We start from the raw sequence: 26,379 nt of genomic DNA on the forward strand, positions 1-26,379 counted from the left end.
TGTGACTTAGATTTTGCCAACCAGGTCCAGAGATGGAGCCAGTGTTGCTTCGCCTTCTTTCCATTTAGCTGGGCAAACTTCACCTGGGTGAGAAGCCACATACTGAGCCGCTTTAATTTTGCGGATCAGGTCAGATGCGTCACGGCCAATGCCTTCAGCGGTGATTTCGATAGCCTGGATGATGCCCTGTGGGTCAACAATGAAGGTACCGCGATCCGCCAGACCTTCGTCTTCGCGCATGATTTCGAAGTTACGGGTCAGTGCGCCAGTTGGGTCGCCGATCATCGCGTATTTGATTTTTGCGATGGTTTCGGAAGAACCGTGCCAGGCTTTGTGGGTAAAGTGCGTGTCGGTAGAAACAGAGTAGATGTCTACGCCCAGTTTCTGCAGTTCTTCGTGATGGTCTGCCACGTCACCCAGCTCAGTTGGGCAAACGAAGGTGAAGTCAGCCGGGTAGAAGAAGAATACACTCCATTTACCTTCAACGTCTTTCTCGGTTACGTCGATGAATTCGCCGTTTTTGAACGCTGCGTTTTTGAATGGTTTGATTTTGGTATTAATGATGGACATGGTGACCTCCGTTAAAAGATGTGATGCAAGTTACAGTTTTTCCGGGCCAACTTCTAATATGCAGTCGTTATCAATCAGATAATCAAAAGCTATCAAAGTGCTGATGCCAGATTCCATGCGGCTTGCCGCGGCATTCTACACAGAAAGCCTGATGATTTGACAGGCTTTATCTTTTTTCGTCGGCTAGTGTTACCTGGGGTCGCCATTTGTGACGACCGCCACGAATGGCAAAAGTACTCATTAATACGCACCCTACGAAAAACCTGCTTTGTTGTAGGGTTGCCATTTAAAGCGACCGCCACGCTACCTAATCTTGTTTATGATGGAGCCCATGCTTGGACATTCGATTATTTGAGGAAGCCGACCGCCCTTTTCTGCGCACACTGTTTCTTGCAGCACGTCGTCACAACTGGACCTGGCTGGATGGCGATGATTGGGCACTGGAAGATCTGGATGGCGTGATTTTGGGGGAGACGGTGTTAGTCGCGTTGGTCGATGGGCATCGTGCCGGGTTCGCGGGCATCCTTCCTAATGACAACTTCCTGCACAGCCTGTATGTCGACCCCGACTTTCAGGGCCGTGGGGTCGGCAGCGCCTTGCTGGAGGCAGTGCAGAAGCGTTTTACCTCAACCGGCGTGCTGAAATGTCTGATGCTGAATGAGTTAGCGCAGGCGTTTTACCTGAAACATGGCTGGCAGCGTGAAGCCACCGGTGAGAGCGAGCAAGGAAAATATGTGCTGATGCATTTTCCGCTGACGGCGCGCGCCAGCGGAAAAGTGAAGCGTTAAACCGCGCGGAAGGCAATATCGGCCGGAATCACGTCACCCTGCCAGTAGAGCTGTGCCGCCACACGTCCGGCTAACTGGCGATACAGTGCAGTGAATTCGCTGTCCGGACGGCGGATCACCGTTGGTTCACCATCATCCAGATCCTCACGCAGATTGATATGCAGCGGCAGTTGCGCCAGCAGCTGCGTGTGGTAATCCGCCGCCAGTTTCTGCGCGCCGCCGGTGCCAAAAATCGGCTCGTGATGACCGCATTCGCTGCAAATATGAATGCTCATGTTCTCCACCACCCCCAACACCGGCACGCTGACCTTCTCAAACATCACAATGCCTTTACGCGCATCAATCAGGGCGATGTCCTGTGGCGTGGTGACCACCAGCGCGCCCGTCACCGGGACGTTTTGCGCCAGCGTCAACTGGATATCCCCGGTGCCCGGTGGCATATCGAGAATCAGGTAATCGAGATCCGGCCACATCGTCTCGTTGAGCAGCTGCATCAGCGCTTTGCTGGCCATCGGGCCGCGCCACACCATGGCATTTTCATCGGTGACCAGGTAGCCAATCGAGTTGGTCGCCAGTCCGTGCGCCATGATCGGCGCCATGTGCGTGCCATCCGGCGAGGTTGGCCGCTGGCTCTCGGTGCCGAGCATATTGGGAATCGACGGGCCGTAAATATCGGCATCGAGAATACCGACCTTCGCACCTTCGGCAATCAGCGCCAGCGCCATGTTCACCGCGGTGCTGGATTTGCCCACGCCGCCTTTACCGGAACTCACCGCAATGATGTTCTTCACGCCTGTTGCGCCAGGATGATTTTTCACGCGCTTCAGCGTGGCAATGTCGTGGCGCAAACGCCAGTCGATGGCGCTAGCATGGGTGAGACGCAGCAGTTCGGCGCTGACTTGTGCCTTCAGCTCTTCGAAAGCCGAGGCCCAGGCAAACGGCATCACTAGTTCGATGTGCAGCTTGCCGTCCAGCAGTGCCACATGGCGCAGGGCTTTCAAGGTCGTCAGATTGTGATGCAGCGTCGGATGTTCAAAGTCACTCAGCACGCCGATAACCACAGCGCGCAATGCTTCGGGTGAATGATGTTCCCGGGATTGTGAAGTCATCCCAACTCCTTGTGTTTTCATCACGCCAGATATCGGCGATGTGCTTTCAATAATATCAGATGCCGTCCAGTTGTGTTTACGCCAGAGGGTGCTTCGGGTAACATCTAAGCCCGATTTTTATTCACGGAACGCTACGCAAACTATGACTCAAGTCGCTAAAAAAATTCTGGTAACGTGCGCACTGCCGTACGCAAACGGTTCAATCCATCTCGGTCACATGCTTGAGCACATTCAGGCTGACATTTGGGTCCGTTACCAGCGAATGCGTGGCAACCAGGTTTACTTCATCTGCGCAGACGATGCCCACGGCACGCCGATCATGCTGAAAGCCCAGCAACTCGGTATCCCACCTGAGCAGATGATCGCCGAGATGAAGCAGGAGCACGAAACTGACTTCGCTGGCTTCGACATCAGCTACGACAACTATCACTCCACGCACGGCGATGAAAACCGTGAGCTGTCAGAGTTAATCTACGGTCGTCTGAAAGAGAACGGTTTTATTAAGAACCGTACCATTTCACAGCTGTACGATCCGGAAAAAGGCATGTTCCTGCCGGACCGTTTTGTCAAAGGCACCTGCCCGAAATGTAAGTCACCGGATCAGTACGGCGATAACTGCGAAGTGTGCAGCGCGACCTACAGCCCGACCGAACTGATCGATCCAAAATCCGTGGTATCCGGCGCGACGCCGGTACTGCGTGATTCTGAGCACTTCTTCTTCGACCTGCCTTCATTCAGCGCGATGTTGCAGACCTGGACCCGTTCAGGTGCGTTGCAGGAGCAGGTGGCGAACAAAATGCAGGAGTGGTTCGAATCGGGCTTGCAGCAGTGGGATATCTCCCGCGATGCGCCTTATTTCGGTTTCGAAATTCCAGGCGCGCCGGGCAAATACTTCTACGTGTGGCTGGATGCGCCAATCGGTTACATGGGTTCCTTCAAGAACCTGTGCGACAAGCGCGGTAACATCGATTTCGACGAGTTCTGGAAAAAAGATTCTTCTACCGAGCTGTATCACTTCATCGGTAAAGACATCGTTTACTTCCACAGCCTGTTCTGGCCAGCAATGCTGGAAGGCAGCAACTTCCGCAAGCCGACCAACCTGTTCGTGCACGGTTATGTGACGGTGAACGGCGCGAAGATGTCCAAATCACGCGGCACCTTCATTAAGGCCAGCACCTGGCTGCAGCATCTGGATGCGGACAGCCTGCGTTACTACTACGCGGCGAAACTCTCTTCACGCATCGACGACATCGACCTGAATCTGGAAGATTTCGTACAGCGCGTGAATGCCGATATCGTCAACAAGGTGGTGAACCTCGCGTCACGTAACGCCGGTTTCATCACTAAGCGTTTTGGCGGCAAACTGGCGAGCGAGCTGGCCGATCCGGCGCTGTATCAGACCTTTGTCGATGCCTCAGAGAAGATTGGTGAAGCCTGGGCGAGCCGCGAGTACAACCGCGCGATTCGTGAAATCATGGCGCTGGCGGATATCGCTAACCGCTATGTGGATGAGCAGGCACCGTGGGTGGTGGCGAAACAGGAAGGCCGAGATGCTGACCTGCAAGCGATCTGCTCAATGGGTATCAACCTGTTCCGCATTCTGATGACCTGGCTGAAGCCGGTGCTACCTTCACTGAGCGCGCGTACCGAAGCCTTCCTTAATACGGAACTGAGCTGGGATGCGATTGCACAGCCGCTGCTGGATCACGATGTGGCGCCTTTCAAAGCCTTGTATGGCCGTATCGAAATGGCCAAAGTTGAAGGCCTGATTGAAGCATCTAAAGAAGATGCAGCTGCGGCGAACAAGCCAGCAGTAACCGGCCCTCTGGCGGATGCGCCGATTGGCGAAGCCATCACTATCGACGATTTCGCTAAAGTTGATATGCGTGTAGCACTGATCGAGAAAGCCGAGCTGGTTGAAGGATCTGACAAGCTGCTGCGTCTGGAACTGGATCTTGGCGGCGAGAAGCGCCAGATCTTCTCGGGCATTCGCGCGGCCTATCCGGATCCGTCAGTGCTGGTCGGCAAGATGACCATCATTGTCGCTAACCTGGCACCGCGTAAGATGCGTTTCGGCATCTCAGAAGGCATGGTGCTGTCAGCCGGTTCCGGCGGTTCAGATCTGTTTGTGTTGTCCGTTGATAGCGGTGCACAGCCTGGAATGCAGGTGAAGTAATTGAACAAGCCGCCTTCAGGGCGGCTTTTTTATCGACCCTCTGTTGTGGAGCCTGTCGTGCTAACTGCTTGCTGGCACTATTTGCGTGCCTTTGTGATTATCTATGCCGCGCTCTATGCCGGAAACGGTATTGCAGCCCTGCTGCCGTTTACCATTCCGGGCAGCATTATCGGCATGCTGCTGCTGTTTACCTTGCTGGCGCTGCAAATCCTGCCGGTCGGTTGGGTGAAACCGGGCTGTCATTTGCTGATACGTTATATGGCGCTGCTGTTTGTCCCGATCAGTGTCGGCGTGATGGGTTATACCGATATCCTGAGCGCGCAGTTTGGACCGATTGTCGTCTCCTGCGTGGTAAGTACCTTTATGGTGCTGTTAATCGTTGGCCTGAGCGCCGAACGTTTGCAGCGCCCGAAGGAGCATCCTCATGACTGACGCCTGGTGGTCACTGCCGCTCACCGTGGTGGCGTATCTGCTGGCGCGTAAGCTGGCAGCCAAAATCAATATCTCGATCATCAATCCGCTGTTGGTGGCGATGGCGATTGTGATTCCGATCCTGCTGCTCACCCATATCCCTTATACCCGCTATTTTGCCGGCAGCACCTTCCTTAATCAGCTGCTGCAACCTGCGGTGGTCGCGCTCGCATTGCCGCTGTATGAGCAGATGCATCAGATTCGCGCGCGCTGGAAAACCATCATCAGCGTCTGTTTTATTGGCAGCATCACCGCGATGGTCTCCGGCACCGCTATTGCGCTATGGATGGGAGCTACGCCAGAAATTGCCGCGACGATTATGCCGAAATCCGTCACCACGCCTATTGCCATGGCAGTATCCGGTTCGCTGCACGGTATTCCCGCCATCAGCGCCATCTGTGTGTTGATTGCCGGCGTGCTCGGCGCAGTGTTCGGCCATATGCTGCTGAATCTGTTTAAGGTGCACAGCAAGTCTTCACGCGGCCTGGCGATTGGCAACGCATCGCATGCCTTAGGCACGGCGCGCGCGGCAGAGATCGATTATCAGGAAGGAGCATTTAGCTCTTTGGCATTAGTGATTTGCGGCATTATCACATCGCTGCTGGCCCCCTTCCTTTTCCCGCTGCTGATGCACTGGTTGGGCTAAAACTTGCGAGAGATCTCGCAAAGTTGAAACAACTCAATCAGCTTACATTGTCATAGCGACACAGATCACATATAACCCCATAGGCGGCGCATCGCCGCTAACGCGTTAATGAGGTCATCACATCATGCATCCACGATTTACTGCTGCTTTCTCCGCCCTGCCCGCTGACTTGCAAACTGCGATTCATCCCTTGCTGGATGCAGCTGATTTTGACGGCGTACTGCGCCCGCAAGACGTGGCGCGCCTGAAGCAGGAAACGGGGCTGGATGATGATGCCCTGGCGCTGGCACTGCTGCCGATTGCCGCCTGCTGTGCGGTGGCACCGGTGTCTCACTTCAATGTGGGTGCGATTTCACGCGGAGTGAGTGGTCACTGGTATTTCGGTGCCAATATGGAATTCGAACATGCGCCGCTGCAGCAAACCGTGCATGCGGAGCAAAGCGCCATTACTCATGCCTGGCTGCACGGCGAAGAGAAACTGGATGCCATCACCGTCAATTACACGCCTTGCGGCCACTGCCGTCAGTTTATGAACGAGCTTAACAGCGGCACGGCTATCCGCATCAGTCTGCCAGGTCGTGCAGTGAGTACATTGGGCGATTATCTGCCGGATGCGTTTGGCCCCGCCGATCTGAATATCACGGAACGTCTGCTGACACCGATTCATCACGGCTTCGCTGCGCAAGGTGATGCCTTACAGCAAGCGGCGATTGAGGCGGCGAACAACAGTCATGCGCCCTACAGTCACAGCTACAGTGGTGTGGCCCTGCGCAGCCAGAGCGGTAACCTCTTCACCGGTCGCTATGCAGAAAACGCCGCTTTCAATCCAAGTTTGCCGCCATTGCAGGCAGCGCTGATTATGATGAACATGCGTAATGAAGCGCTGGATACGATTAAACAGGCAGTATTAGTCGAATGTGAAGGTAGTACGTTAAGCCAGCGCGATGCCACGCACGCTACGCTGGCGGCACTGGGCTGTGAAGATTTCTCACTTACTTTAGTTTCGAAAACATCAGTTTAGTGATCCTTTCATCGCTTTTGTGACTTTCTATTAACAAAAGCTGTACATCCGCAAGAATCCTCATAGGATTGGGCGCCAGAACTACTTCACAAGAAACAGGTCTGGCGTTACCTTTTCCCGGTGACACGTCAGAAAACACTGCAACCGGAGCAAAGACTGCATGGAACTCGAATACGAAAGTAAACGTCCGCTGTATATTCCTTACGCGGGTCCGATTCTGCTGGAATTTCCGCTGCTGAACAAAGGCAGCGCCTTCACCCTGGAAGAACGCAACGAATTTAACCTCAATGGCCTGTTACCCGAAGCCGTTGAAACCATCGAAGAGCAGGCCGAGCGTGCCTGGCGTCAGTTCCTGGATTTCAAAAACAATAACGACAAGCACGTCTATCTGCGCAACATTCAGGACACCAACGAAACGCTGTTCTACCGCCTGCTGGATAATCATCTGGAAGAGATGATGCCGATTATTTATACCCCAACCGTCGGCGCGGCCTGTGAACACTTCTCTGAAATTTATCGTCGTGCGCGCGGTGTGTTCATCTCTTATAACAATCGCGATCGCATTGAAGACATGCTGCAAAACGCCACTAAGCAGAACGTGAAAGTGATCGTGGTGACCGATGGCGAGCGTATTCTCGGCCTCGGCGATCTCGGCATCGGCGGTATGGGTATCCCAATCGGTAAGCTGTCGCTGTACACCGCGTGTGGCGGGATCAGCCCGGCGTATACCCTGCCCGTGGTGCTGGATGTCGGTACCAACAATCAGCAGTTGCTGAATGACCCGCTGTATATGGGCTGGCGCCATCCGCGTATCACCGGCGAAGAGTACGAAGCCTTCGTTGATGAATTTATCCAGGCAGTGAAACGCCGCTGGCCAAATGTGCTGCTGCAGTTTGAAGACTTTGCACAAAAGAACGCTATGCCGCTGCTGGAGCGTTACCGCGATGAGGTGTGCTGCTTTAACGATGACATTCAGGGCACTGCCGCCGTTACCGTTGGCACCCTGATCGCCGCCAGCCGTGCAGCGGGCAGCCGTCTGTGCGAGCAGAAAGTGGTGTTCCTCGGCGCCGGTTCCGCCGGTTGCGGTATCGCTGAGCAGATCATCGCGCAGATGAAATCTGAAGGTCTGAGCGACGACGAAGCACGTTCCCGCGTGATGATGGTCGATCGCTTTGGTCTGTTGACCGACAAACTGCCTAATTTGCTCGATTTCCAGGGCAAACTGGTGCAGAAGAGTGAAAACCTGAAGGACTGGGATGTGACCAGCGATTCTATTTCACTGCTGGATGTGGTGCGCAACGCGAAGCCAGACATTCTGATTGGCGTGTCAGGTCAGCCGGGGCTGTTCACCGAAGAGATCATCCGCGAGATGCACAAGCACACTAAGCGTCCGATCGTGATGCCGCTGTCAAACCCAACCTCACGCGTTGAAGCCACCCCAGCAGATATCATCTCCTGGACCGACGGTGAAGCGCTGGTCGCGACTGGCAGCCCATTTGCACCGGTAACCTGGAAGGGTAAAACCTACCCGATTGCCCAGTGCAACAACTCCTATATCTTCCCAGGTATTGGTTTGGGTGTGATTGCCGCCGGTGCCACCCGCATCACCGATTCGATGCTGATGACCGCCAGCCGCGCCCTGGCTGACTGCTCACCGCTGGTGAACGATGGCGAAGGCCCGGTGCTGCCAGAATTGAAACACATTCAGGGCGTTTCGAAGCTGATCGCTATGGAAGTGGGTAAAGCAGCGCAGTTGGCTGGCGTGGCCGTTGTGACCTCAGAAGACGTGCTGTCAAAAGCCGTTAACAACAACTTCTGGCTGCCGCAGTATCGTCATTATCGCCGCACGTCTATCTAAGCAGGCAGCGCAGCCGGTAAATTCAGTACCGGCTGCGCTTAAAATATCGCCAGCCAACCGGCGTAAACTTGCTTAGCGCCCCCACCTCAAGTAGCCTTTAGCCATCCTTTTTTCCGCCAACCGAGTGCTTACGCGCATGATTAAACGCGTTTTCTTTGGTCTGTTTTTCATCATCTTATTGATGGTGGCGACCGCGCTCGGCCTGGATCGCTGGATCAGCTGGAAAACTGCCCCGTTTATTTATGAAGATGTCACCTCGCTACCGCATCGTCAGGTCGGGGTGGTCTTAGGCACCGCCAAGTATTACCGCACCGGCGTGATCAATCAGTATTACCTTTATCGCATTCAAGGTGCGCTTAACGCGTATAACAGCGGCAAGGTGAATTATCTGCTGTTGAGTGGTGACAACGCGCTGCAAAGTTATAACGAACCGATGACCATGCGCCGCGATTTGATCAAAGCCGGTGTCGATCCTGCCGATATCGTGCTCGACTATGCCGGATTCCGTACGCTGGACTCGATTGTACGCACCCGCAAAGTGTTCGATACCAATGATTTCATCATCATCACACAACGCTTCCACTGTGAGCGCGCGCTGTATATCGCCCAACATCTGGGAATTCAGGCGCAGTGTTATGCGGTTCCGTCTCCGAAAAATATGCTGTCGGTGCGTTTCCGCGAGGTTGGTGCTCGTTTAGGCGCATTAGCCGATTTGTATCTGATGAAACGTGAACCTCGTTTCCTCGGCCCGCTGGTGCCGATTCCGGCGGTGCATGAAGTGCCGGAAGATGCACAGAGTTATCCGGCGGTGACGCCAGAGCAGTTGCTGGATTTGGAAGAGAAGCTGCAGAAGTAACGCTACCTGAAAATATTGCGTTGATGCCATCTGGTGTCGCTTGGTTGTTGTGGTGACGCTGTCTGGTGCTGCTTCAGTTTACTGTTATAACGCTGTCGGGTATCGCCTCAGGTTACTGTTATAACGCTGTCTGGTGTCGCTTTAGGTTACTGTTATAACGCTGTCTGGTGCCGCTTTGGGGGCTGGCGGTCCTCGCGCCGCTGACGCGGTGCCTTCACGCCGTTCGTCTGCCTTACGGAACGGCGGGATGGCACATCCATGTGCCGCCCCGCCTTCCGCCCGCATCCCTGCGGGCTATCCTGGCATCCTCACTCTGTTCAGCGCTGCGAAAAGCCTGCCCCCAAAGCGGCACCAGCCTGCTATTGAGCTTAATTGCGTGCTGTTAAAAAAGAGCACACAGCGTCAGACCATAGCCGAATAGCTGTAAGGCTGTGCTCGGATGCCGTGCATTTGGTATCAAGACAGGCACAACGATGTTGCTTCCGCTCTTTTCCACCACAAAAGCCATCTGCAAAAAGTACAATATCCGTTCAGAAAACGGGCTCGATGTTTGAAGCCATGTCCCTTCACCGCTGAAAGAAGTATTCGCAGAAGCCGCATATTTTTGAAAAAACGGGCACAACGTTTGAGGCCAAAGCACCTCTGCTGATGCAAGGGCTATCCGCAGCGCTGAGGCTTTTACGTTGGGCCAGGAGATCCACGCAGGGATGCGTGGATCAGTTCGGGGCCGACCAGGGATGGTCGATCCCCGAACGGTCCGTCGGCACGACGTGTAAGCCGAGGGCACCGCGTCAGCGGCGCGAGGACTGCCCGGCAGCAGCAGAGGTGCTTTGAGCCCACACCGCACCCGCCCTTCGCCCTTCGCCCTTCGCAGTTTGCACAAATAAAAAAGGCCACCATTTATAAAATGGCAGCCTTTTGCAGTGATGTGTTGCTGTGTGTCAGTCTTATTTTTTACGTGCGTACTTCAGTGAATCCAGGGCTACAGCGAAGATGATAATGCCGCCCTTGATAATGTACTGCCAGTAAGGGTTCACGCCGATGTAGGTCAAACCGTAGTTGATAACGGTGAAGATGATCACACCGGTCACCACGCCCGCAACTGTACCCACACCACCCGCAAATGACACGCCGCCGACCACACAGGCCGCAATCGCATCCAGCTCATACATAAAGCCGAGGTTGTTGGTGGCACTGCCGATGCGGCCCGCTTCCAGCATCCCGCCGAAGGCGTAGAACACACCTGACAGCGCATACACCAGAATCAGGTTCAGCGGCACGTTAACGCCTGAAACACGAGCGGCTTCCGGGTTACCGCCGATGGCAAAGATGTTCTTACCGAAGCGCGTTTTATTCCACAGAATCCAGACAAAAATAATGGCAATAAACGCGTAGAAGGTGATGAATGACAGCTTGAAATCACCGAAACGGAAGAAGCCCTGAGCAAAGGTCGAGAAGCCCGCGTCAAAACCGGCCACCGGTGATGCGCCAACAAAGTCGTAATACAGCGAGTTAATGCCGTAAACGATAATCATGGTGCCCAACGTGGTGATAAATGGCGTCACTTTCAGATAAGCGATGATCACGCCGTTCACCAGGCCAATCACACCACCGATAATGCACACGGTCAGGATAACCAGTGGAATCGGTACGGTATCCAGGTGCGGGAACACCTTATTGGCGTTATCCATGGATTGCAGCAAGGTCGCCGCAACCACCGCGGCCAGACCGACCTGGCGCCCGGCTGACAGGTCAGTACCCTGCGTCACGATCAATCCGGCCACGCCCAGTGCAATAATAATACGCACTGAAGATTGGGTCAGAATGTTACTCAGGTTCATCAAACTTAAAAACGTCGGGTCCTGGAAAATAATAATTGCCAGCAGTACCAACAGGACAACGTAAATGCCGCCCTCTTTTAACCAGGTTAGCGCATTCTTTTTAGTAGTCGCTTTCATGTTAAAGCCCTTGCTTCATTAAAGGTGTAATGACGCTAAACGCAGGATTTCATTCTGCGAGGTCGTTTTGGTCTCGACAATGCCCGCTACCAGGCCATTACTCATCACTAAAATACGATCGGTAATTCCCAGCAATTCTGGCATTTCAGAAGAGATAATAATGATGCCCTTCTCTTTCTTCGCCAACTCAGAAATTAACTGATAAATTTCGAACTTAGCACCAACGTCAATACCGCGCGTCGGTTCATCCAGCATCAGAATTTCCGGCTGGGTTAATAACCAGCGACCAATAATAACCTTCTGCTGGTTACCACCGGAAAGCGAACCAATTTGCGTATGATGACCTGGCGTTTTCACGCGCATTGAATCAATCACCCACTGGGTATCACTCTTCATGCGCTTATTATCAAGCAAGCCCATGCTGGATTTGTATTTTTTAATATTGGAAATAAGCGAGTTAAAACCAATATCCAGATAAGCATAAATCCCGGTTGAACGACGCTCTTCCGTTACCAGCGCAAAGCCGTGGTTAATCGCTTCATTGGCACTGTGGTTATTAATCGCTTTACCGTGCAGCTTAATGGTACCGCCTGACTTCTCGCGAATACCAAATAAAGTCTCAACGATGTCAGTACGTTTAGCGCCCACCAATCCGGCGATGCCTAAAATCTCACCTTTGCGCAGGTCGAAGGAAATATCGCGAATCGACGGCTGACGCAGCGAGGTTAAATGACGCACCTCAAGAATAGTTTCGCCCGGCACGTTGGTCTTATCCGGGAAACGCTGGTTCAGTGAACGACCGACCATCATGGCGATGATCTTGTCCATATCCAGCCCTTCCAGCGGCTGGGTGGCAATCCACTGTCCATCACGCAAAATCGTAATCTCATCACACAGTTGGAAAATCTCTTCCATCTTGTGTGAGATATAAACAATACCGCAGCCACGATCTTTCAGCTTACGGATAATCGTGAACAAGTGATTCACTTCTTTTTCGGTCAGCGACGATGTTGGCTCATCCATGATGACGATTTTCGCGTCATAGGAAAATGCCTTGGCAATTTCAATCATCTGCATTTGCGAAACAGACAGATTAGCCACTTTATCGCGTGGATCGATATCAATATCTAATTCGTCAAAGATCGCTTTGGTATCGCGATACATTTTATCCTGATCAACAAACACGCCTTTACGTGGATAGCGGCCAAGCCACATGTTATCCATCACGTTGCGTTGTAAAACCAGGTTTAATTCCTGATGCACCATTGAAACGCCATTCTCCAGCGCTTCTTTGGAACTTTTATAATCAATTTCTTCACCCTGAAACAGGATGCTCCCCGTATCCTTTTTATAAATACCAAACAGGCATTTTAATAATGTGGATTTTCCGGCGCCGTTTTCGCCCATTAAGGCATGGACGGAGTGCGGCCGCACTTTCAAATTCACATTATCTAAGGCTTTCACCCCTGGAAATGATTTCGAGACATTCGTCATCTCCAGCAGATATTCACGCTGTGCGGTCGGATTCTCACTGGCCATAATTTACCTGGCTAAATAAAACGTGGGTCAGATGCAATAAGGCGCGGCGTGCTGCCGCGCCCGGTACGTATTACTTCACAAACTGAGACAGGTTTTCTTTATCTACTGGTACGTAAGGAACACGTACGATTTTGTTTTCCATCTTGAAGTTAGTACCGGCGGTTGGCTCTTTGCCATCGGCCAGGTTCTTCGCGATATCAATGGTGGCTTTCGCCTGGTTTTCCGCATCGTTCAGCACGGTACCGGCCATCGCACCGGATTTCACCAGTGCCAGCGCTTCTGGCAGCGCATCCACACCAAACACAGGAATGCTGGTTTTGTTATGCGCTTTCAGGGCTTCTACTGCGCCCATTGCCATCGCATCATTGTTCGCGATGATCACTTCAATTTTGTTGCCGTTCGGGCCAGACAGCCAGGCGTCAACTTTGTCTTTTGCCTGTGCGGTGTCCCACATCGCGGTATCCATCGCCAGCTGCTGAGTTTTGAAACCATCGGTGTTCAGGGTTTCGATCACGTATTTGGTACGTGCTTCAGCATCCGGGTGGCCCGGCTCACCTTTCAGCAGAGCAAACTGAATCTGACCATCTTTGTTCAGATCCCAGGCTGGGGTGGCTTTCCAGTGCTTCTCAATCAGTTTGGCCTGGATGATGCCTGACTCTTTAGAGTCGGTACCCACGTAGTAGGCTTTCGGGTAGCTGGCCAGTACTTTGGCATTCGGCTCTTTGTTGAAGAACACCACTGGCACATCATTCGCTTTCGCTTTGTCGATCACCACTGCCGCAGCAGCAGGGTCAACCAGGTTGATTGCCAGCGCTTTCACGCCTTTGGCCATCAGTACGTCAATCTGGTCGTTCTGGGTGGACTGGCTGTTCTGCGAGTCATTCATCAGCAACTGAATGCCGCCCAGTTTTTTGGCTTCGCTGTCGATGTCCTTGCGAACCATAGACATAAAGTTGTCGTCGTATTTATAAATTGTCACGCCAATGCGGGTATCGGCGGCGTGCGCAGTTGCACCAAACATCATGCTGGCAACCAGTGCTGTGAGCGTGAAAACCTTCTTATTCATGGTATCTCCGGTTTTTTATGTAGGGCATATCATCGCGCTGTGCTGCCTGCGGGCAACCAGCGCAGTCGGTTCAAACTCATTTATGGGGCGGACGCGTAACGCAAAGCCGGGCCACCATCGCTATCCTGACTTCCCTGTACGTAAACGCTTCCTGAAGAGTGTTGTGAACTATTTCAATCGGCTACTGAAACCTGACCGGAGAAGGAGAACCCGGCGTTACATGATGTTTCAGTCCGGTAAGACGCTGCCATCATAGTGAGCGCCATGTTAATTAACTGTGAATGTAATCACAGATTGGAAACGGTTACACAGCGCTATCGCCCGAATTAGTGACCGACTCCACAATTTGCCGCTGAGCAACGGAATGGCGGCGTACCAGGGTCGGCATAAAGCAGTGTGTGGCGTCGGGATCGAGTTCGCCCGCTGCGCCTTTTAAGGCCAACTCCGTGGCCAATTTAGCCATAGAAACAATAGGATATCGCACAGTCGTGAGTTGCGGGTCGGTGTAACGTGAGATGGGAATATCATCAAAGCCGATGACGGAGAAGTGCTGTGGCACCTGAATGCCATTATCTTTCAATGCGGTCAGCGCCCCAGCGGCCATACCGTCGCAGTAGGAGAAGATGCCGGTTAGATGCAGGTTACGGCCCAGTAACTCCACCATCGCCGCTTCCCCACCCTGCATGTCCGGTTCGCCATGGGCAATCCAGGACTCCTGGGGGCGAATCCCCTGCTCTGACAAGGCCTGCAGCCAGCCTTCACGCCGTTGCGTCACATCTTCAATCGGGTGGCTGGAGCTGAGATAACCAATGCGTTGATGTCCCTGTTGTAACAACATGCGCGTTGCCATCAGAGATCCCGTTACATTATCCAGGCAGACGCAACGATGTTCGTACCCGGGAATAGTCCGGTTAATCAGCACCATACCGGGAACCTGATCCATAAACTGAGTTAGTTCAGCGTCTGAAAGCGTTTTCGCGTGGACCACTAAAGCGTTACATCGTTGACGGATCAGCACTTCAATCGCATGACGTTCTTTCTCTTCCTGATGCCATGAATTGCTGATTAACACGTGTTTGTGCACGCGCTGCGCCACGGTATCTACCGCTTTTACTAACGCGCCAAAGAAGGGATCGGATACGTCCATCACCACCACGCCAATAGTGTCACTGACCTGGGTGGCCAGTGCCTGCGCGTTGGCGTTCGGGCGATAACCCAGTGATTCCGCCGCCTGGAGTACGGCTTCACGGGTATCAGGGGTGACTGCACTGCTGTTATTGAGCACACGCGACACGGTGGCTACTGATACACCGGCCTGACGGGCGACATCTCGAATCGTTATCATGCAGCTGTTCCACAGAGGAGAAAATGCGCGACAAGCGCGTAACGGCGCTATTTTGTCAGGGCATTTTATTCAGCTGCGTGAATCACGTCACACAGATGAAAACGGTTACATACAAATCTGCAACCTTTGTGATGAACATCATTATCTGATGCGGGAGGAAGGTTCCGTTTTGCCGGCGGCGAGACGTGTCAGTTTGCGCCAGATCCACTCCATTGGGCCCTGCGGGAAAAAGCGCAGCCAGAGTACAGAAAACAGGATGTTAACCAACCAGATAGCCGGGACCAGTGCCAGCAGATGCAGGCGATCAAACTTGAGGAACAGATTGAAGCGATAGAACAGCGTGGTGCAGATCAGCGTCTGTAACAGGTAGTTGCTGAGTGCCATGCGGCCAACGCATTGCAGCGCATAACTGAAACGTGTGGCACCGATTTGCGGCCAGAAGCCAAAACAGAGCGCCGCATAGCCGAGACTGATAAACGGGCTGGCGAGATCGCGCGGCACCTGCAGTAAGAAGCCGCTCCAGCGAAACTCCCAGTCCAGTAACCATTGCGCCACAATGCCGGGAATGGCTATCAGCCAGCCGATCGTCAGCAGCAGCGCGGCCGAGCGACGATAGTGCTGCACGCTGAACTCGCCTTTCAGCCAGCCGCTGCGCATCAACGCCGCGCCAATCAGCATCAATCCCGCCAGCTGCCAGCCGTACTGCGCGGCCAGCGCCATCAAGCCGGATGAAAGATGGTCGAGGCGGTTCTGAATCGCTTCCCAGCCGCCGACCAGTTTCCAGTAGCTTTCATACTCGATATCGGCAGCACCCGGCAGCCACGAACGGCCCGGTTCCGGGCTGGAAATGCCCCAAAATACCAGCAGTACGCCGCAACCGATCAGGTAAAGCAACACGCCAGTTTGCAGCAGAGCTTTGTCCGAAGGCACTTCACGCAGCATCCGCCAGATAATCAGCCCGGTCAGACCGTAATCCAGCAGGATATCCCCTTCCCAGAAGAAGATGCTGTGAATAAAACCCAGCAGCACCAGCAACGTCAGGCGCGCCGACATCCAGCGACTGCCACGCGGGATCTGCAGACACAGGCCACCACCGAACAACAGCGCAAACAGCGTGAGGAATTTCAGTTGCGCCAGGCCATCCATGATCGCCCAGGTCCAGGCATCGGAAAGCGAGATAGTGCCCTGCCACGCCGGATTGAGATAGGCAGCCGATGGCAAGCCAAAACCCACGATATTGAGCAGCAGAATGCCGAGAATGGCGCAACCACGAATGAAATCCAGCGCAAGATAGCGTTGCATCGAGTGACCTGACGGAGAGAGAAAACGGGCGGCAATAAGCCGCCCAAAGGATTAGCTGTGACGCACCGCGCGTAAGAACTCCTGGCGCGTATTCTGGCTGGACTTGAACAGGCCACCCAGTGATGTGGTGGTGGTGGCGCTGGTGGCATCTTTCACGCCACGCGCTTTCACGCAGTAGTGCACCGCATCAATCGACACCGCCACGTTGTTGGTGCCAAGCAAAGTTTGCAGCGCCACCAGCACTTGCTGGGTTAAGCGCTCTTGCACCTGTGGACGCTGGGCAAAGAACTGCACGATGCGGTTGATCTTCGACAGACCAATCACCTTCTCTTTCGGGATATAAGCGACGGTGGCTTTACCGTCGATAATCACGAAGTGGTGCTCACAGGTGCTGGTCAGGGTGATATCACGCACGGTGACCATCTCATCCACCTTCATCTTGTTTTCGATGACGGTGATTTTCGGGAAGTTGGCGTAATCGAGGCCTGAGAAGATCTCGTCCACGTACATCTTGGCGATGCGATGTGGCGTCTCCATCAGGCTGTCATCTTCCAGATCCAGATTCAGCAGCTGCATGATTTGGGTCATATGACCGGCGATTTCACGCTTGCGGGTTTCGTCATCCATCTCGCGCACCGGGGCGCGTAACGGCGTTTCCAGGCCACGCGCCAGCAGCGCTTCGTGAACCAGGGCGGCTTCCTGACTTAAGGTGCTCATCGTACTCTTTCTCCGGCAGGTGATGCGCCCGCAGATCGTCGCCTGCGGGGGAAATTCTGAGCGCGTATTGTGAAACACAACGCGCGCGTAATCCAGCAATCAATCCAATCGGAGATGAAAGCTTTTCATGGTGCCGAACGGCGTAACACCAGTAAGCCCGCCAGAATCAGTGCACCACCCGCTACCCACAAGGCAGGATCGAGGCGGTGCCACAGCAAACTGGCGATCCATGACAGCAACGGCCCGCCCAATTGACCGACTGCGTAGCCGGTGGTCAGCAGACCGGCCAGATAGCGCGCGTGATGCGGCGCCAGCTCGCGACCGTATTGCAGTGTCAGCTGCACCACACATAAGAATCCGCCGCCAACTAACAGCGCGCTAATCAACAGCCCATCCAGCCCTGGCAGGACAATGGCGGAGATCACGCCCAAAGCCTGCGCCCAGAGCACCACTGCCAGCCGCAGATGGCTGCTGCCCCAGCGCCGCGTCAAAATGCCGAGCACAATGCCGATCACCGCCGCACCGCCAAACACCGGCCAGACAAACTGCGCCAGCGCACTGTCCGGGAAACGCGCGGCGGTCATCTGCGATAAGAAGGTTGCGGGCAGAATATAACCAAAACCGGCGAGACTGTAGCTCAGTACCAGGCGTTTCAGGTTACCGTTGAGCACCAGCGGCGCAGGCGCCTGATCGGGACGATGTAACTGTCCCGTGCGCGGTAAAAAACGCGCAATGGCGGCGATGAACAGCAGCGCCAGCAAACCATAAGCCGCCCAGCCCAGTGCCGCGCTGGCCCCGCTGGCATGCAGCGCCACCGCCAGCATTCCGCTGATGAAAATCCCGGTGCCGGGTCCGGCAAACACCGCCGCCGACAAGCCTGGCCGTCCATGATGCAGCAGTTGCTCATTACTCCAAGCAGCGATTAGCACCATGGCCCAACCGCTGGCACCGCCAATCACAAAGCGGATCAAACCGTGCAGCCACGGCCCGCTGACGCAGGCAGACAGCAGCGTCAGAATCACCGCGCCCCACACGCCAGCCTGCAGCCGCCATTCGACACGCTTATGCGCGCGCATGGCATCAAAGGAGCCACACAGATAACCAAGATAGTTGAGCGCCGCCACCAGACTGGCGCTGGTCAGCGTTAACTGATGGTCCTGAATCATCAATGGCACCTGCGGGGTGAAAGCAAATCGCCCAATCCCCATCGCAACCACTAAACTTAAAAACGCGCTCAGCGCGACACGAAACGCCATTCCCACTCCCGTTCAGATTCTTTTAGCACTTGTTATTAGCATGCATGACGATTACACTCACGAAAAGTGAATAATATTAACCAAGTTGTTTACGGAAAGAGAATATGGATTTAGTACAACTCCGCATGTTCTGTTCTGTGGCCGAAACCGGTTCGCTGGCGCGCGCCGCGGAGCTATTGCATCGCGTGCCCTCTAATCTCACCACTCGTCTGCGCCAGTTGGAAGAAGAGATTGGCGTCGACCTGTTTATCCGTGAGAAGCAGCGTATTCGATTGTCGCCAATGGGCCACAATTTCCTCAATTATGCTCAGCGCATCCTTAGCCTGAGCGATGAGGCGCTGAATATGGCCCGTGCCGGAGAACCGGGCGGGAACTTTGCTTTTGGTTCGATGGAGAGCACCGCCGCGACCCGTCTTCCTGGTCTGCTGGCGGCTTATCATCAACGATTTCCCAATGTGGCGCTATCGCTGGTGACGGGCACCTCGGGCGATATCATCGATAAAGTGCGCGCCGGTACGCTGGCGGCCGCGCTGGTGGATGGCCCAGCCACCCATGATGATCTCAACGGCTGCATCGCCTTTCGCGAGGAGATGGTGCTGATCACCAGTCTCGATCACGACCCGATTACCAGCGCCCGCGACACGCAGCATGACACGCTGTTTGCCTTTGGTAACAGCTGTTCGTATCGCACCAAACTGGAGTCCTGGTATCGCGAAAGCCAGACCTCACCGAAAAGCGTGATGGAGATTCAGTCTTACCACGCGATGGTGGCGTGTGTGGCAGGCGGTGCGGGCGTGGCAATGATTCCGGCGTCGGTCCTGACGCAGATGCCCGGCCGCGCGCGCGTGCAGGAGCATGCACTGCCACCCGCTTATCGCGATACCGCCACCTGGCTGATGTGGCGCCGCGATGCCTTCACACCCAACGTGGAAGCGCTGAAGTATTTGATTATTGAAATGTTTGACGACCGCCCACTTAACGATGAGTTGCTGCATCCGCTGCAAACCGCTGAGTGAGTTTTTAATTTTAAGTAAATCACGACATCTGAAGAAGAGGGATTGCATGAACATGATTAAAACCCGCGCTGCCGTTGCCTGGGCAGCGGGCGAACCGCTGAAAATTGAAGAAGTGGATCTAATGCCACCGCAGAAAGGTGAAGTGTTAGTGCGCATCGTCGCCACCGGGGTGTGCCACACCGATGCTTACACCCTGTCCGGTAAAGATCCGGAAGGCGTGTTCCCGGCGATCCTCGGTCACGAAGGCGGCGGCGTGGTGGAAGCGGTGGGCGAAGGCGTCACCAGCGTGGCGGTCGGCGATCACGTGATCCCGCTTTACACCCCAGAGTGCGGCAAATGTAAGTTCTGTCTGTCAGGCAAAACTAACCTGTGCCAGGCGATCCGCTCCACCCAGGGTAAAGGTTTGATGCCAGATGGCACCACCCGTTTCTTCAAAGACGGCAAGCCCATCTTCCACTACATGGGGACTTCAACTTTCTCTGAGTACACCGTGGTACCGGAAATCTCACTGGCGGTGATCAGCAAAGAAGCGCCTCTGGAAGAAGTGTGCCTGCTGGGCTGCGGCGTGACCACCGGCATGGGCGCCGTGATGAATACCGCCAAAGTGAAAGAAGGCGATACCGTGGCGATTTTCGGCCTCGGCGGCATTGGTTTGTCGGCGATCATTGGCGCGAAAATGGCGAAGGCCGGTCGCATCATCGGTATCGACCTCAACACCAGCAAATTCGATCTGGCGCGCAAACTGGGTGCCACCGATCTGATCAACCCGAAAGATTACGATAAGCCGATTCAGGATGTGATCGTTGAACTGACCGACGGCGGCGTGGACTTCTCCTTTGAGTGCATCGGTAACGTGAACGTGATGCGTTCCGCGCTGGAGTGCTGCCACAAAGGCTGGGGCGAGTCAGTGATTATCGGCGTAGCCGGTGCCGGTGAAGAGATTTCCACGCGTCCGTTCCAGTTAGTGACCGGTCGCGTATGGCGCGGTTCGGCGTTTGGTGGCGTGAAAGGCCGTACCCAGCTGCCGGGCATCGTACAGGATTATCTGGACGGTAAGTTCGCGCTGAACGATTTCATCACGCACACCATGCCACTGGAAGAGATTAACGAAGCCTTTGATCTGATGCACGAAGGGAAATCCATTCGTTCGGTTGTGCATTTTAACAAGTAAAAAGGAGGCGTTATGGCATCCACTCTGGAACTGCTGGAAGAACATCGTATCTTCGGCGGCTGGCAGCAGCGCTGGCGTCATCAGTCGGCGGTGCTGAACTGCCCGATGACCTTCAGCATTTTCCTGCCGCCACCGCAGGATGACACACCGCCGCCGGTGGTATGGTTTCTCGCCGGACTGACCTGTAGCGACGAGAACTTCACCACCAAAGCCGGTGCGCAGCGTGTTGCCGCTGAGCTGGGCCTGGTGCTGATTATGCCGGACACCAGCCCGCGCGGTGACGAAGTGGCCAACGACAGCGGTTACGATCTCGGTCAGGGCGCAGGTTTTTACCTCAACGCCACGCAGCAGCCCTGGGCGGCGCACTATCGTATGTTCGATTATCTCAGCGAGGAGTTGCCGGCCCTGGTGGCGGACAATTTCAAAGTGAGCGATCGTCAGTCGGTAATGGGGCATTCAATGGGCGGCCATGGCGCGCTGGTATTGGCGTTGCGTCAGGGTGGACGTTTTGCTTCGGCATCCGCGTTCGCTCCAATCGTCAATCCAACCGAAGTGCCGTGGGGACAAAAAGCTTTCACCGCCTATCTGGGTGAAGATCGCCAGACCTGGCGCGAGTGGGACAGTTGCCTGCTGATGCGTGAAGTGGAACAGCGCTTACCGATTCTGATCGATCAGGGAGATAGCGATCAGTTCCTCGCCGATCAGCTGCGTCCGGATCGCCTCGAAGCGGTAGCGCGTGAGCAAGGTTTTCCGCTGGAGCTGCGCGTGCAGCCGGGCTATGACCACAGCTACTTCTTTATCGCCAGCTTTGTCGAGGACCATCTACGGTTCCACGCGAAGCATCTGTTGGTGTAGTTCACGTCAGTTGATGTGGAGACAGTAAGGGCGCACCAGGTGCGCCCTTTTTTGGCTATGGCTGACTGTGATTGGCTAAAAGCCGCACCAACATTCATCCTCAGCTTCTCTTGATGTTGAGCTTAAGCGTCTTTTGCGAGGTTTAAGCCAGCGATTCCGCCACCAGCCCATCGATCATCACCTGCGGCATGCCCTGCGAGCAGTGTTCAATACGCCCGCGCACACCATACACCTGCGCCAATGTGTCCGGCGTGATCACCTGTGACGGCTCGCCGTCAGCCAGCAAGGTGCCCTCTTTCAGCATCAACGCATGATCGGCATGACGCAGTGCAATGTTGATATCATGCACCACCACTACCGTGACGATATTGCGCAGGCGGGTTTCGCGACGTACTAAATCCATTACGTGGAACTGGTAATTGAGATCGAGCGCACTCAGCGGTTCATCCAGCAGCAGCAGTTCCGGACGGCGAATCAGCGATTGCGCCAGACCCACCAGCTGTTTCTGCCCACCCGATAACTGGTCCAGATAACGCATCGCTAAGTGGGCAATGCCCAGCTGTTCCAGCAGATGCATAATCTCGGCTTCACTTGATGCGCTGTGTAAGCCACCGGACGCACGTTGCGCCACGATGATTGACTCCAGCACATGCAGATGCACGCCTGCCGGCAAACTTTGCGGCAGATACACCACACGCTGGGCACGACGGGCAAACGGCTGTGACATCAGCTCTTCGCCATTCAACCACAGTTCGCCCTGCCCTTTGCTCAGGCCCGCCAGTGCGCGCAGCAAGGTAGACTTACCGCAGCCGTTAGGTCCAAGTAGTACGGTGATTTTGCCGCGTGGCAGCATCGGCACGTTGAGATCTTCAATGACTTTACGCTTCGGATAACCGGCGTAGAAATGGCTGAGACCTAATCCCTGTTCCATTACACCGTCCCCCGATGACGCAGAATAATACTCAGGAAGAATGGCACGCCAACCAGTGAAGTGACGATACCCACTGGAATGATCACGCCTGGAATCAGGTTCTTCGACGCTACCGAGGCCAGTGACAGCACCAGTGCACCGACCAACGCACTGGCCGGCAGATAGTAGCGGTGATCTTCACCAAACATCATGCGAGCGATGTGCGGTGCCACCAGACCAATAAAGCCAATCGGCCCGACAAAAGCCACCGCCAGCGCGGAGAGAATACTGATGCGCAGTAGCGTCGCCAGACGCAAACGGCGCACATCAATGCCGAAACTCACCGCACGATCTTCACCCAGGCGCAGCGCGGTCAGTTTCCAGCTGCTTAGCATCGAGAACGGGATCAGGATGGCGAAAGCCGCCGTGAGCACACCGAGTTTTTCCCACGAAGCACGCGCCAGGCTGCCCATGGTCCAGAACACCAGGCCCTGCAAGGTATCTTCACTGGCGATAAACTGCATCATCGAGACCAGCGCGTTGAAGGTGAACACCAGCGCGATGCCGAACAGCACCACGCCTGAAGTGGACACTTTGGTCCAGCGCGTCACGCCATCCAGCATCAGTGCGGCAAACAGCGCAAACACAAAGGCGTTCGCCGAGATAAACCACTGGTCTGGCACACCGGGAATACCGATGCCGAGAATAATTGCCAGCGCCGCGCCGAAAGCGGCCGCTGAAGAGACGCCGAGCGTAAACGGACTCGCCAACGGGTTATTGAGGATAGTTTGCATCTCAGCACCCGCCAGACCCAGCGAAAAGCCGACGACGACAGCCATCAACGCATAAGGTAAGCGGATATCCCAGACGATCACGCGCGTGCCCGCATCCACCGCATCAGGATGGGTGAGCGTTTGCCACAGGGTATCAAGGGAGAGCCCAGCCGGGCCAAGCGTGAAATCAAGAATCACTGACGCCAGTATTGCCAGCACCAGTACGCCAATCAGCATCAGGCGCTGACGTAATACCTGACGATAACGCGTCATGGTATCGGCTTCGCGGTTATTTTCCGCCAGCAGCGCGGAATCCGTGGTCTGCATTGTTCTACCTGTTTCTTATCGAAATCATAACGGCAGCCACAATAGTGCAGGTGATAATAATTATCAATTATATCTGTATGACAAAGCCCAAAACGTTGTAACACGGTTCATCTTTGCCAAAAAAAACGCCACTAGTCAAAGGTAGCGGCGTTATGTCACCCACGTTTAACGCATTACTCTTTAAACGTCGGGAATTCCATTTCGCTGTACTTCACGAAGCGCGAGCCACGTGCCAGCTTGTAACCGAGCCAAATCAGCAGGAACAGCGGAATGCCGATGTAGGTCGCCGCCACGCCATACCAGTCAATACGATCCGCCAGAAACGCCTGGTAGTTCTGACCCAGTGTAATAATCAGGCACAGCACGAAGGCGAAAATCGGACCGAGCGGAAAGAAGCCGGAACGGTATGGCAGAGCCGCTAAATCATGCCCTTGCGCCACGTAGCCGCGACGGAAGCGATAGTGGCTAATCGCAATACCCAGCCAGGCGATAAAGCCGGTCATGCCTGAGGTATTCAGCAACCACAGATAGACTTCCTGGTTGCCGAACTTCGAGCTCAGGAAGCATAAACCCGCTACCACGGTGGTGGCAATCAGGGCATTACGCGGCACACCGCCTTTCGACAGTTTGGCAAAAATACGTGGGGCTTTGCCTTCCTGCGCCAGGTTGAACAGCATGCGCGTTGAAGCGTACATGCCTGAGTTACCCGCTGACAGCACCGCCGTCAGGATCACCGCGTTCATCACTGCCGCTGCCGACAGTAATCCGGCATTCTGGAACACCAGCGTGAACGGGCTGATGGCGATATCGGTGACATCGTTATGCAGCAGTTTCGGATCGGTGTACGGCAGAATCAGGCTGATTATCAGAATCGCAAAGATATAGAACAGCAGAATACGCCAGAACACCTGACGCACGGCGCGTGGAATATTTTTCGCGGGATCCTGTGATTCACCGGCTGCGATGCCGATCAACTCTGTACCCTGGAACGAGAAGCCGACAATCATTGCCACGCCAATCATCGCGGCAAAACCGCCGGCAAAAGGTGCGTCGCCCACGGTCCAGTTATGCCAGCCGGCGTTTTCTGCACCGCGCATAATGCCGACGATCATCAGCACACCCACCACGATAAAGATGATGACGGTGGCAACTTTGATCAGCGAGAACCAGTATTCCGCTTCGCCGAAGCCTTTGACGGAAATGTAGTTAAGCAGGAACATCAGCCCAAGGAACAGCGCGCTCCAGATCCAGCCCGGCGTATCCGGGAACCAGTAGTTCATCACTAGTTGCGAGGCGACGAGATCAACGGCGATGGTGACCGCCCAGTTGTACCAGTAGTTCCAGCCCAGCGCGAAGCCGAAGCCTTCTTCAACGTATTTAGAGCCGTAAGTGGCGAAGGAGCCAGAAACCGGCATAAACGCCGCCAGTTCGCCGAGGCTGGTCATCAGGAAGTAAACCATCAGGCCAATCAGCGCGTAAGAGAGTAATGCGCCACCGGGACCTGCCTGAGAAATGGTGGCACCCGAGGCGACAAACAGGCCGGTGCCAATGGAACCGCCGATGGCGATCATGGTGAGATGGCGCGCTTTTAATTCACGGCGCAGCCCAGGTTGTTGTGTTGTTTTTGAGTCATTATGCATGTGTAAACGCTATGCCGGATAAAAATAAGGCGCGATTGTAGCAGCTAACCCCAGGCTGTATAGCATTCACGTCGGGTTATTAGTTACCTTCATAATCGGCGCGAAATTATTAGCCGTTTACGTTATGACAGCCGCGATTACTCGCGGCAATAGGAGAGAAATCGGCTTAGCGCTTTCGACAAATGCTTCTGCCGATGATGAATGCGATACAGCGTGCGCGTCAGACGTGGTAACGGCACAGCCACTTCCACCAGCGTGCCCGCCTCCAGCAGATCGCTGATCACCCGGCGCGATAAACAGCTGATGCCCATGCCGTGACGCACCGCATGTTTGATTGCTTCAGAATTGCCCAGCTCCATGCCGAGTTGAAACTGCGGCAGGTGAGACAACAGCAGGTAATCAACAATTTCACGCGTGCCCGAACCGCGCTCACGCAGGATCCAGGGGGCGGCCGCCAGTGATGCCAGCGTGATCGGCTGTTGCAGGATGTCAGCATCAGGCGCGGCAAACACCACCAGTTCATCTTCCAGCCATGCTTCGCTAACGATATCCGGCTCGTGACACGGCCCTTCAATCAGGCCGATATCCACACGGAAATCCGCCACTGCGTTAATCGCATCCTGGCTGTTGCCGACGCTCAGTTCGAGCGGCAGCGTGGGGAAGTCACGACGATAGGCGGCGATCATCCCTGGCAGTAAGTAGTTGCCGATAGTGCTACTGGCAAACAGACGAATGGCGCCATTATCCTCTTTAAACAGCTGTTCGATCTCGCCGGCCTGTTCCAGCAATCCGACCGCGCGTGGATAGAGCAAACGACCATGCTCGTTCAGGGCTAGTCGTTTGCCGACGCGATCGAACAGTTGTACCCCGAGTTGGTTTTCCAGATCGGCCAGCGCCGCACTCACCGCTGATTGCGACAGGGCCAACACCTGCGAGGCCTGCGTGGTTGAACCGCTTTTCAACACTTCGGTAAAGACTTCAATCTGACGCAGCGTGATATGCATGCGCC

At 54.7% G+C, this 26,379-nt stretch carries 23 protein-coding genes; 10 read left to right on the forward strand and 13 right to left on the reverse strand.

The features are described 5' to 3' along the window. Positions 1-6: 6 nt before the first annotated feature. Positions 7-570 (reverse strand): alkyl hydroperoxide reductase subunit C, encoded by a 564-nt coding sequence (gene ahpC, locus JK231_RS06330; protein WP_034824884.1) that lies wholly within the window; start codon positions 568-570, stop codon positions 7-9. 335 nt (positions 571-905) lie between these two features. Here ahpC and JK231_RS06335 point away from each other — a divergent pair, with 335 nt between their 5' ends. Further along, positions 906-1,358, forward strand: coding sequence for a GNAT family N-acetyltransferase (locus JK231_RS06335; protein ID WP_097116622.1), 453 nt, complete (start codon positions 906-908; stop codon positions 1,356-1,358). On the opposite strand, the gene apbC is transcribed toward JK231_RS06335, so the two are convergent. Further along, entirely contained in the window at positions 1,355-2,467 is a 1,113-nt protein-coding gene (gene apbC / locus JK231_RS06340) for an iron-sulfur cluster carrier protein ApbC (RefSeq protein WP_034824889.1), read from the reverse strand. The genes JK231_RS06335 and apbC overlap by 4 nt on opposite strands. A gap of 88 nt (positions 2,468-2,555) precedes the next feature. Here apbC and metG point away from each other — a divergent pair, with 88 nt between their 5' ends. The 6 genes from metG to sanA all read left to right on the forward strand — a co-directional run bounded on the left by metG (position 2,556) and on the right by sanA (position 9,495). Next, complete coding sequence (metG, locus tag JK231_RS06345) at positions 2,556-4,643, forward strand: methionine--tRNA ligase (protein ID WP_283215549.1); 2,088 nt, start codon at positions 2,556-2,558, stop codon at positions 4,641-4,643. 57 nt (positions 4,644-4,700) lie between these two features. Further along, entirely contained in the window at positions 4,701-5,075 is a 375-nt protein-coding gene (locus JK231_RS06350; RefSeq protein WP_097116619.1) for a CidA/LrgA family protein, read from the forward strand. Continuing rightward, positions 5,068-5,760 (forward strand): CidB/LrgB family autolysis modulator, encoded by a 693-nt coding sequence (locus tag JK231_RS06355; protein ID WP_097116618.1) that lies wholly within the window; start codon positions 5,068-5,070, stop codon positions 5,758-5,760. The genes JK231_RS06350 and JK231_RS06355 overlap by 8 nt, the downstream gene beginning before the upstream one ends. A 124-nt stretch (positions 5,761-5,884) precedes the next feature. Beyond that, positions 5,885-6,781 (forward strand): cytidine deaminase, encoded by an 897-nt coding sequence (gene cdd, locus JK231_RS06360; protein WP_211728231.1) that lies wholly within the window; start codon positions 5,885-5,887, stop codon positions 6,779-6,781. 160 nt (positions 6,782-6,941) lie between these two features. Beyond that, the gene (locus tag JK231_RS06365; RefSeq protein ID WP_211728232.1) at positions 6,942-8,639 is read left to right on the forward strand and encodes an NAD-dependent malic enzyme; all 1,698 of its coding nucleotides are present in this window, start codon (positions 6,942-6,944) and stop codon (positions 8,637-8,639) included. Positions 8,640-8,775: 136 nt separating this feature from the next. Next, positions 8,776-9,495: an outer membrane permeability protein SanA gene (sanA, locus tag JK231_RS06370; RefSeq protein ID WP_034824903.1), complete on the forward strand. Its 720-nt coding sequence runs from the start codon at positions 8,776-8,778 to the stop codon at positions 9,493-9,495. A 947-nt stretch (positions 9,496-10,442) separates the two neighbouring features. On the opposite strand, the gene mglC is transcribed toward sanA, so the two are convergent. From mglC to JK231_RS06405, 7 genes are all read right to left on the reverse strand, one after another. After that, a complete protein-coding gene (gene mglC, locus JK231_RS06375) occupies positions 10,443-11,453 on the reverse strand; it encodes a galactose/methyl galactoside ABC transporter permease MglC (protein ID WP_034824905.1) in 1,011 nt (336 codons plus the stop codon). A gap of 18 nt (positions 11,454-11,471) precedes the next feature. Further along, positions 11,472-12,992 carry a galactose/methyl galactoside ABC transporter ATP-binding protein MglA gene (mglA, locus tag JK231_RS06380; protein ID WP_034824907.1) on the reverse strand — a complete coding sequence of 507 codons (1,521 nt, stop codon included), beginning with the start codon at positions 12,990-12,992 and terminating at the stop codon, positions 11,472-11,474. Between the two features lie 70 nt (positions 12,993-13,062). Then, positions 13,063-14,058, reverse strand: coding sequence for a galactose/glucose ABC transporter substrate-binding protein MglB (gene mglB / locus JK231_RS06385; RefSeq protein ID WP_034824919.1), 996 nt, complete (start codon positions 14,056-14,058; stop codon positions 13,063-13,065). Positions 14,059-14,362: 304 nt separating this feature from the next. After that, on the reverse strand, positions 14,363-15,403 hold the full coding sequence (galS, locus tag JK231_RS06390; protein WP_097116615.1) for an HTH-type transcriptional regulator GalS: 1,041 nt from the start codon (positions 15,401-15,403) through the stop codon (positions 14,363-14,365). Positions 15,404-15,544: 141 nt separating this feature from the next. Next, positions 15,545-16,705 carry a DUF418 domain-containing protein YeiB gene (yeiB, locus tag JK231_RS06395; RefSeq protein WP_097116614.1) on the reverse strand — a complete coding sequence of 387 codons (1,161 nt, stop codon included), beginning with the start codon at positions 16,703-16,705 and terminating at the stop codon, positions 15,545-15,547. A gap of 51 nt (positions 16,706-16,756) precedes the next feature. After that, positions 16,757-17,422, reverse strand: coding sequence for a GTP cyclohydrolase I FolE (folE, locus tag JK231_RS06400; protein ID WP_034824925.1), 666 nt, complete (start codon positions 17,420-17,422; stop codon positions 16,757-16,759). Between the two features lie 125 nt (positions 17,423-17,547). Next, the gene (locus tag JK231_RS06405) at positions 17,548-18,678 is read right to left on the reverse strand and encodes a YbfB/YjiJ family MFS transporter (RefSeq protein WP_211728233.1); all 1,131 of its coding nucleotides are present in this window, start codon (positions 18,676-18,678) and stop codon (positions 17,548-17,550) included. A gap of 104 nt (positions 18,679-18,782) precedes the next feature. Between JK231_RS06405 and JK231_RS06410 the strand changes: the two genes are divergently transcribed. From JK231_RS06410 to fghA, 3 genes are read left to right on the forward strand one after another with little or no spacing between them, the layout of a single operon-like run. Beyond that, a complete protein-coding gene (locus JK231_RS06410; RefSeq protein ID WP_038645851.1) occupies positions 18,783-19,694 on the forward strand; it encodes a LysR family transcriptional regulator in 912 nt (303 codons plus the stop codon). A 46-nt stretch (positions 19,695-19,740) separates the two neighbouring features. Continuing rightward, on the forward strand, positions 19,741-20,865 hold the full coding sequence (locus JK231_RS06415) for an S-(hydroxymethyl)glutathione dehydrogenase/class III alcohol dehydrogenase (RefSeq protein WP_034824931.1): 1,125 nt from the start codon (positions 19,741-19,743) through the stop codon (positions 20,863-20,865). A gap of 12 nt (positions 20,866-20,877) precedes the next feature. Further along, entirely contained in the window at positions 20,878-21,720 is an 843-nt protein-coding gene (fghA, locus tag JK231_RS06420; protein ID WP_034824933.1) for an S-formylglutathione hydrolase, read from the forward strand. Positions 21,721-21,862: 142 nt separating this feature from the next. On the opposite strand, the gene JK231_RS06425 is transcribed toward fghA, so the two are convergent. From JK231_RS06425 to yieE, 4 genes are all read right to left on the reverse strand, one after another. Beyond that, positions 21,863-22,651, reverse strand: a complete 789-nt coding sequence (locus JK231_RS06425; protein WP_034824935.1) for an ABC transporter ATP-binding protein — start codon at positions 22,649-22,651, stop codon at positions 21,863-21,865. Next, positions 22,651-23,730 (reverse strand): iron ABC transporter permease, encoded by a 1,080-nt coding sequence (locus tag JK231_RS06430; protein WP_034824944.1) that lies wholly within the window; start codon positions 23,728-23,730, stop codon positions 22,651-22,653. Before JK231_RS06430 ends, JK231_RS06425 begins: the two co-directional genes overlap by 1 nt. Positions 23,731-23,903: 173 nt before the next feature. Further along, positions 23,904-25,370, reverse strand: a complete 1,467-nt coding sequence (locus JK231_RS06435; RefSeq protein WP_034824946.1) for an amino acid permease — start codon at positions 25,368-25,370, stop codon at positions 23,904-23,906. A 137-nt stretch (positions 25,371-25,507) separates the two neighbouring features. After that, positions 25,508-26,374: a DNA-binding transcriptional regulator YeiE gene (yieE, locus tag JK231_RS06440; RefSeq protein WP_160869476.1), complete on the reverse strand. Its 867-nt coding sequence runs from the start codon at positions 26,372-26,374 to the stop codon at positions 25,508-25,510. Between the last annotated feature and the right edge of the window lie 5 nt (positions 26,375-26,379).

The organism is Pantoea sp. JGM49 (assembly GCF_018257655.1).
Lineage (GTDB): Bacteria > Pseudomonadota > Gammaproteobacteria > Enterobacterales > Enterobacteriaceae > Pantoea > Pantoea communis.